General features: G+C 73.5%; 6 protein-coding genes. All 6 read right to left on the bottom strand.

Annotated elements, in window-relative coordinates:
• Positions 1 to 1,577: bifunctional uroporphyrinogen-III C-methyltransferase/uroporphyrinogen-III synthase (locus tag BN12_RS18425; RefSeq protein WP_048554772.1), on the bottom strand; the 1,577-nt coding region annotated here is incomplete at its 3' end.
• Positions 1,574 to 2,560 carry a hydroxymethylbilane synthase gene (hemC, locus tag BN12_RS18420; RefSeq protein ID WP_048554770.1) on the bottom strand — a complete coding sequence of 329 codons (987 nt, stop codon included), beginning with the start codon at positions 2,558 to 2,560 and terminating at the stop codon, positions 1,574 to 1,576. The genes BN12_RS18425 and hemC, both read right to left, overlap by 4 nt.
• Positions 2,557 to 3,867, bottom strand: coding sequence for a glutamyl-tRNA reductase (locus tag BN12_RS18415; RefSeq protein WP_048554768.1), 1,311 nt, complete (start codon positions 3,865 to 3,867; stop codon positions 2,557 to 2,559). The genes hemC and BN12_RS18415 overlap by 4 nt, the downstream gene beginning before the upstream one ends.
• Positions 3,864 to 4,538, bottom strand: a complete 675-nt coding sequence (locus tag BN12_RS18410; protein WP_048554766.1) for a redox-sensing transcriptional repressor Rex — start codon at positions 4,536 to 4,538, stop codon at positions 3,864 to 3,866. The genes BN12_RS18415 and BN12_RS18410 overlap by 4 nt, the downstream gene beginning before the upstream one ends.
• A gap of 544 nt (positions 4,539 to 5,082) precedes the next feature.
• Complete coding sequence (locus BN12_RS18405) at positions 5,083 to 5,349, bottom strand: glutaredoxin family protein (RefSeq protein ID WP_200901252.1); 267 nt, start codon at positions 5,347 to 5,349, stop codon at positions 5,083 to 5,085.
• A 222-nt stretch (positions 5,350 to 5,571) separates the two neighbouring features.
• Positions 5,572 to 6,549, bottom strand: coding sequence for a lysophospholipid acyltransferase family protein (locus tag BN12_RS18400; RefSeq protein ID WP_157635559.1), 978 nt, complete (start codon positions 6,547 to 6,549; stop codon positions 5,572 to 5,574).
• Positions 6,550 to 6,881 lie beyond the last annotated feature (332 nt).

Raw genomic sequence — 6,881 nt, 5'->3', positions numbered from 1 at the left:
GCCGACGGCCGCTGGACCGCCTGACCCGCCTCCTGCGCCGCCGTCGCGAGCGCGCGCCCGTGATCGGCGAGCGCGTCGACGAGGGCGTCGGCGGACGCGGACGGCGCGAGGACGTCGACCCGGAGGCCGTGCTCCTCGGCCGTCTTGGCCGTCTGTGGTCCGATGCACGCGATGACGGTCGTCGGGTGCGGCTTGCCGGCGATGCCGACGAGGTTGCGCACGGTAGAGCTCGAGGTGAAGACGACCGCGTCGAAGGCACCCGACTTGATGGCGTCGCGGATCTCGGCGGCGGGCGGCGCGGCCCGGACGGTCCGGTAGGCCGTCACGTCGTCGACCTCCCAGCCCATGGCCCGCAGCCCGGCGACGAGCGTGTCGGTCGCGATGTCGGCCCGCGGGAGGAAGACGCGGTTGATCGGGTCGAGGACCTCGTCGAACTCGGGCCACTCCGCGAGCAGCCCCGCCGCCGAGCTCTCGCCCGACGGGACGAGGTCGGGGTTGATGCCCCAGTCGCGCAGCGCCTGGGCCGTGACCCCGCCGACGGCGGCGATCTTGAGACCGGCGAAGGCCCGGGCGTCCAGGCCCAGCTCCTCGAACCGCTCCCGCACCGCCTTGACGGCGTTGACGGAGGTGAAGCCGACCCACTCGTACCGGCCCGTCACCAGGCCCCGGATCGCGCGCTCCATCTGCTGCGGCGTCCGCGGCGGCTCGACCGAGATGGTCGGCACGACGGTCGCCGTCGCGCCGTAGGAGCCGAGCCGGGCCGTGATGCCACCCGCCTGCTCCTTGGTCCGGGGCACGAGGACGGCCCAGCCGAACAGCGGCTTGGTCTCGAACCACGAGAGCGTCTCGCGCATGTCGACAGTCTCGCCGACGATCGCGAGCGAGGGCACCATGACCGTCTTGAGGACGCGGCGGACCTCCCCGAGGGTCGTCGTGCGGGTCGCCTGGCTCGTCGTCGTGCCCCGCTCGGTGATCGCGACCGGCGTCTGCGGGTCCCGACCCGCGGCGAGCAGCCCGGACAACGTGCTGGTCAGCGTCTCCGGGGCGCCGAGCGCCACGACGGTGACATGCCGGTCGACCGAGCCGGCGAGGTCCGCCGTGTGGTCGCCGGCGAGGACGTGGACGGCGCTCGTCGACCGCGAGGTGAGGGGGACCCCCGCGTATGCCGGGACGGCGGTCACCGCGCTGACGCCTGGCACGACGTCGAAGGGGACGCCCGCCTTGTCGCACGCGGCCGCCTCCTCGCCGAGTCCGTTGAAGACGGCGGGGTCGCCGTCCATGAGCCGGACGACGAGACCACCCGGCACGGATCGCGCCGCCTTGACGACGAGCTTGGCGCGGGAGGCCTGGGTGAGGCGCTGCCCGTGGTCGCCGTGGCCCGCGTCGATGATCTCGACACCCTCTCGGGCATGACGGAGGACGAAGTCCTCCCGGGCGACCTGGTCGATGACGACGACGTCGGCCACTGCGAGCAGCTCGGCTCCGCGGACCGTGAGGAGGCCGTCGTCGCCGGGACCGGCGCCGACGAAGGCCACCCGGCCGGTGCGGCTGGTGCTGGAGGAGGTGATGGGGCTCACTGGATGCGCTCCGGGACGTGGGGTGCTGACGGGTGTGCGACGGCGGCGGCCGACGGGTCGGCCGCCGAGGGTGGTCGGGTGAGGTCGGCGGCGCCGTCCTCGAGGAGGCGATGGGCCAGCTGCGTTCCGAGCCGGGCGGCGTCCGCGACGAGGCCGGTCACGGAGCGGCGCAGGTCGACCGACCCGTCGATCGCGCCGACGAAGGCCCGGAGCGACAGCTCCGGCCCCTCGAGGCCCTCGACGACCTCGGCGAGGGCACCGACGGGGGCCGAGCACCCGGCCTCCAGCGCGGCGAGCAGGCTGCGCTCGGCCGTCACGCAGGCTCTCGCGTCCTCGTCGTCGAGCTCCCCGACGACCCGGATGGTCGGTCCGTCGTCGGCACGGCACTCGACGGCGAGCGCCCCCTGCCCGGGGGCGGGGAGCATCTGGAGCGGGTCGAGGGACTCGGTGATCTCGCCGAGCCGGCCGAGGCGGGCCAGGCCGGCGCGGGCGAGGACGACGGCGTCGAGCTCGCCGCGCGCCAGCGTGCCGAGCCTCGTGTCGACGTTGCCGCGGATCCCGACGACCTCCAGGCCGAGGCCGAGGGCGTTGAGCTGGGCCTCCCGCCGGGGAGACCCCGTGCCGACCCGCGCCCCCGTCGGGAGCTCGCCGAGAGTCAGCCCGTCGCGGGCGACCAACGCGTCCCGGGGGTCCTCGCGGCCAGGCACGGCGGCGATGACCAGACCCTCCTCCGGCGTCGTCGGGAGGTCCTTGATGGAGTGGACGGCGAGGTCGATCCGGCCCTCGTGGAGAGCCGCGCGGAGGGCGGAGGCGAACAGGCCGGTCCCCCCGATCTCCGCGAGCGGGGCGTTCGAGGTGTCGCCCTCGGTGACGATCGGGACGAGCTCGACGTCGTGTCCGGCGGCCCGCAGCCGCTCGGCGACGCCCGTGGACTGGGCGACGGCGAGGGCACTGCGCCGCGTGCCGAGGCGAAGGGCCGTCATGGCAGGTCCACCGCCTCGCTCGGCGGGGTGGAGACGGCGGCGGTGTCGCGCGGGTCGAGGTCGAAGAGGTCCCGGAGCGCCGCGGCATACCGGCCGCCGTCCTCGCCTGCCGCGTGCTGCTTGACCCGCACGGTCGGGGTGTGGAGGAGCTTCTCGACGATCCGGTGCACCGACCGGTGGACCTCCTCGCGGTCGGCGGGGCTCATCCCGGCGGTCCGGCGGGTGAGCAGCGTGAGCTCGCTCTCGACGACGTCCGCCGCCCGGGCCCGGAGCGCGGCGACCGTCGGTGCGACGGCCTGCGCGCTGCGCGCGGCGAGGTATGCGGCCACCTCGCCGAGCACGAGCTCGGTCACCTCCTGGACCTGGGGGGCCGAGGACGAGTCGCGCAGGTCGGCCTGCAGGTCCGCGAGGCCGATGCGGGTCACGCCGCGCAGGCCGGCCACGGCGAGGTCCACGTCGTGCGGCAGGGCGAGGTCGAGGTAGACCTGCGCCTCGCCGCGCCTCGCCCGTTGGGCTCCCTGGGCCGCGCCGAGGTCGACGACGAGACCCGCGGCACCGGTGCTCGTGATGACGACGTCGGCTGCCGCGAGCGCCTCGTCGAGCTGCTCGAAGGGGAGCGCCTGCGCCCCGACCCGGTCGGCGAGGCGACGGGCCCGCGAGGGCGTCCGGTTGACGACGACGAGCCGTGCCACTCCGAGGCGGGCCGCCGTCGTCGCGGCCAGCGAGGACATGCCGCCAGCGCCGACGACGAGGACCCGCAGGTCGTCGAGCGGGCCGAGCACGCGCTCGGCGTGCGCCAGTCCCGCCTCGACGAGAGACACGCTCACCTGGTCGATGGCCGTCTCGGTGTGAGCCCGCTTGCCGACCCGAAGCGCTTGCTGCAGAAGGGCGTTGAGCGATGCGGCGACGTGGCCGTGCCGCTGCGCCTCGGTGAGCGCCTCGCGCATCTGACCGAGGATCTGGGCCTCCCCGACGGCCATCGAGTCCAGCCCGCACGCGACGCTGAAGGCATGGGCGATGGCTCGGTCCTCGTAGTGGACGTACAGCTGGTCCACGAGCTCGGCCCGCGGCATACCGGTCACCGAGACGAGGGCGTCCGTCACGTCGGAGAGGCCGCCGTGGAACGCCGAGACGTCGGCATACACCTCGGTGCGGTTGCACGTGGACAGGATGACGGTCTCGGTGACGTGCTCGGTGGCGACGACCGCGTCGGCCAGGCGGACACGGGCCCCGGGATCGAGGGCGACGGACTCGAGGAGGCCGATGGGAGCGCTCCGGTGGGAGACCCCGAGGACGAGGAGACTCACGAGGAGACCTCCGCGAGGGTGACGGCTCGTCCCGCCTTGCGCTGCTCGTGGAAGGCGAGGATCTGCAGCTCGGTCGACAGGTCGACCTTGCGGACGACGACGGACGGCGGCGTGGCGAGGACGGTCGGGGCGAAGTTGAGGATCGACCGGACGCCGACGCTGACGAGCTGGTCGCAGACGTCCTGCGCCGACTCGGCCGGCGTCGCGATGACGCCGATGGCCAGCCCCTCCCCGACGAGCCCGGCGAGGTCCGCCATCGGCCGGACCGGGAGCCCCGCGACGACCTGGCCGTGGAGTCGGGTGTCCTGGTCGAGGAGCCCGACGATGCGGAACCCCTTCGTCGCGAATCCCCGGTATGCCGCGAGCGCCCGCCCGAGGTTGCCCATCCCGACGATGGCGACCGCCCACTCGTGGGTCAGCCCGAGGGCGAAGGAGATCTGGTAGGCGAGGTGGTCGACGTCGTAGCCGACGCCTCGGATACCGTACGAGCCGAGGTAGGAGAGGTCCTTGCGGACCTTCGCCGACCCGACGCCGGTCGCGACGGCGAGATCCTCCGACGACACCGAGGCGATCCCGTCGTCGGAGAAGGAGTGCAGCGCCCGGAGGTACTCCGGCAGCCTGGCGACCGTCGCATCGGGGATCCCCCGACGGGTAGATGGGTCAGCCGACACCGTTGGACCGCTCCTTCCAGAACCTGCCGGTCCACACTACGTCCTTGTGAAGGCGCGCACAAAGTCACAAGGTCCCCCGTGAGACGGCCCCGCCGCCTCCCGTGTCGTGCCCCCGCCGCCGACGATCCCGGCGCGCCCGATGCCCCCCGACTCTTCTCGGCAGATGCGGGCTTTCCGTGGTCGAACCGCCCCCGCGACCACGACAACCCCGCACGTGCCGAACCCCCACCCGGCAGATGCCGGCTTTCCGTGGTCGAACCGGGCCGGCAACCACTCCACGCTCCGGCGAGGACACGACGAACGCTTGTGGGGAAGCTGGCCGGCGTCATAGCTCATGCCAACTTCCCCACAAGCCCTCGAGTGGACGGTGCGGAACTCCGTCAGCACGACGATCCCGCACGTGCCGAGCTGATGTCGCCCACGGACGCTAGGGACGACAACAACTCGGCACGTGCACCGAGCCGTCCCGCACGTGCCGAGTTGTTGTCGTCACATCCGCATACCGACGACATCCTCTCGGCACGTGCGAACTGGGGGCGGCCGGTCAGGATCGGGGGACGGACTCCAAGGCCACGCGCAGCCGGGCCTCGTCGACCCGCCAGTAGTCGTGCTGCCGACCGTCGACGAGGGTGACCGGCACCATCTCGGCATACCGCTCGAGGAGCCCACGATCGTCGGTGACCGACACCTCGACCCAGCCGACGCCGAGGTCCGCGCACACCCGGGCGACGACCTCGCGCGCTGTCTCGCACAGGTGGCAACCGGGTCGTCCGACGAGGGTCACCCGGGGCGCCGCAGGCGATTGGCTCACCCCCTCACCGTATGCCGTCCGCACGGCACCCGTTCCGGCCCCGCCCCACCAGCGACCGGTCGTCCGTTCCCAGGACGACGCTGGCGGGCCCGCGGCCGAGACGACCTTGTGGGGAAGCTGGTGGTCGTCCTGGCGACAACCGGCTTCCCCACGAGCGCCGAGAATGGGTGGGCGGGGTGACGAGGGTACGTGGCCCGGGTGCCGGCCCGACGCACCCACCCGTCAGAAGAACACCGAACGACGCTGCATGAGCAGGGAGTAGAGGGACTGCTGGATCGTCTCGCGGACCTGGTCGGTGAGGTCGAAGACGAGCATCGGGTCGTCGGCGGCGTCCGGGCCGAGGACGGAGGTGTCGATCGGCGGGCCGAACTCGATGATCCACTTGCTCGGCAGCGGGATGAGACCGAGGGGCCCGAGGAGGGGGAAGGTCGGCGTGACCGGGAAGTAGGGCGCCCCGATGAGACGGGCGAGCGTCTTGAGGTTGCCGATCATCGGGTAGATCTCCTCCGCCCCGACGATGGCGCACGGGACGATGGGCACCTCGCTGCGCAGCGCCGCCGCGACGAAGCCGCCTCGCCCGAACCGCTGGAGCTTGTAGCGCTCCGAGAACGGCTTGCCGACGCCCTTGAAGCCCTCTGGCCAGACGCCGACGATCTCGCCACCGCGCAGCAGCCGCTCCGCGTCGGGGTTGGAGGCCAGCGTCGAGCCGGTGCGGCGGGCGAAGGTGCCGAGGAACGGGGTGCGGAACACGAGGTCGGCCCCGAGCCCGCGAAGGAAACGGTGCTGTGGGTGGGCGTCGTGGACGGCGACCTGGGTCATCAGGGAGTCGACGGCGACCGTGCCGGAGTGGTTCGCGACGACGAGGGCGCCGCCCGTCGCCGGGATGTTCTCGATCCCCTTCACCTCGACGCGGAACCAGCTCTTGTAGAGGGGTCGCAACAGCGGCAGCGCGACGTTCTCGGTGAAGTCCTCGTCGAACCCGAAGGTGTCGATGGAGTAGTCGGCGTCGATGCGGCGGCGGACGAAGGCGAGGGTCCGGGCGACGGTGTCCTCGACGTCGCTCGGGTCGATCCCCGCGGCCGCGGCGGCCACCCGCAACGTCGACACAGCGGCCTTGACGAGGTCCTCGACCCCGGGGACGACGGTCGTGGACGAGGCCGCGGCTGCTCGGGCCGCGGCGGCCGCGTCGGCATCGGTCACCGCCTTGAGGGGCCGCTCGACAGTCCGCGGCGGGCGGCCGGAGGCGACCTGCTGCCGGGCCGGGCGGCGTCTGCCGCCCGACTTCGCGGCGGCCTTGCGTGACGGACCCGAGGTGACGACGGGCTTGGGACGGTGCCGCGGCGCCGGCGTGGGCGTCGTCTCGTCGGGCGACTGCGCGGGCGCGGCCCTGTTCCCGGTATGCGATGCCCGTGCGGCCCGTGGCGCGCTCGCCGAACGCGTCGTACCGGCTGCCCGCGAACCACCGCCGACAGGTGCCTCGCCCGCGGCGTCGGTCGCACCAGCGGACGCCCGGGTCGCGCTCGCTGGACGCG

It is taken from the genome of Nostocoides japonicum T1-X7, assembly GCF_001046855.1.
Taxonomy (GTDB): domain Bacteria; phylum Actinomycetota; class Actinomycetes; order Actinomycetales; family Dermatophilaceae; genus Nostocoides; species Nostocoides japonicum.
The sequence above is the reverse complement of the archived record's forward strand: the minus strand, read 5'-3'. Positions and strand labels throughout refer to the sequence as shown.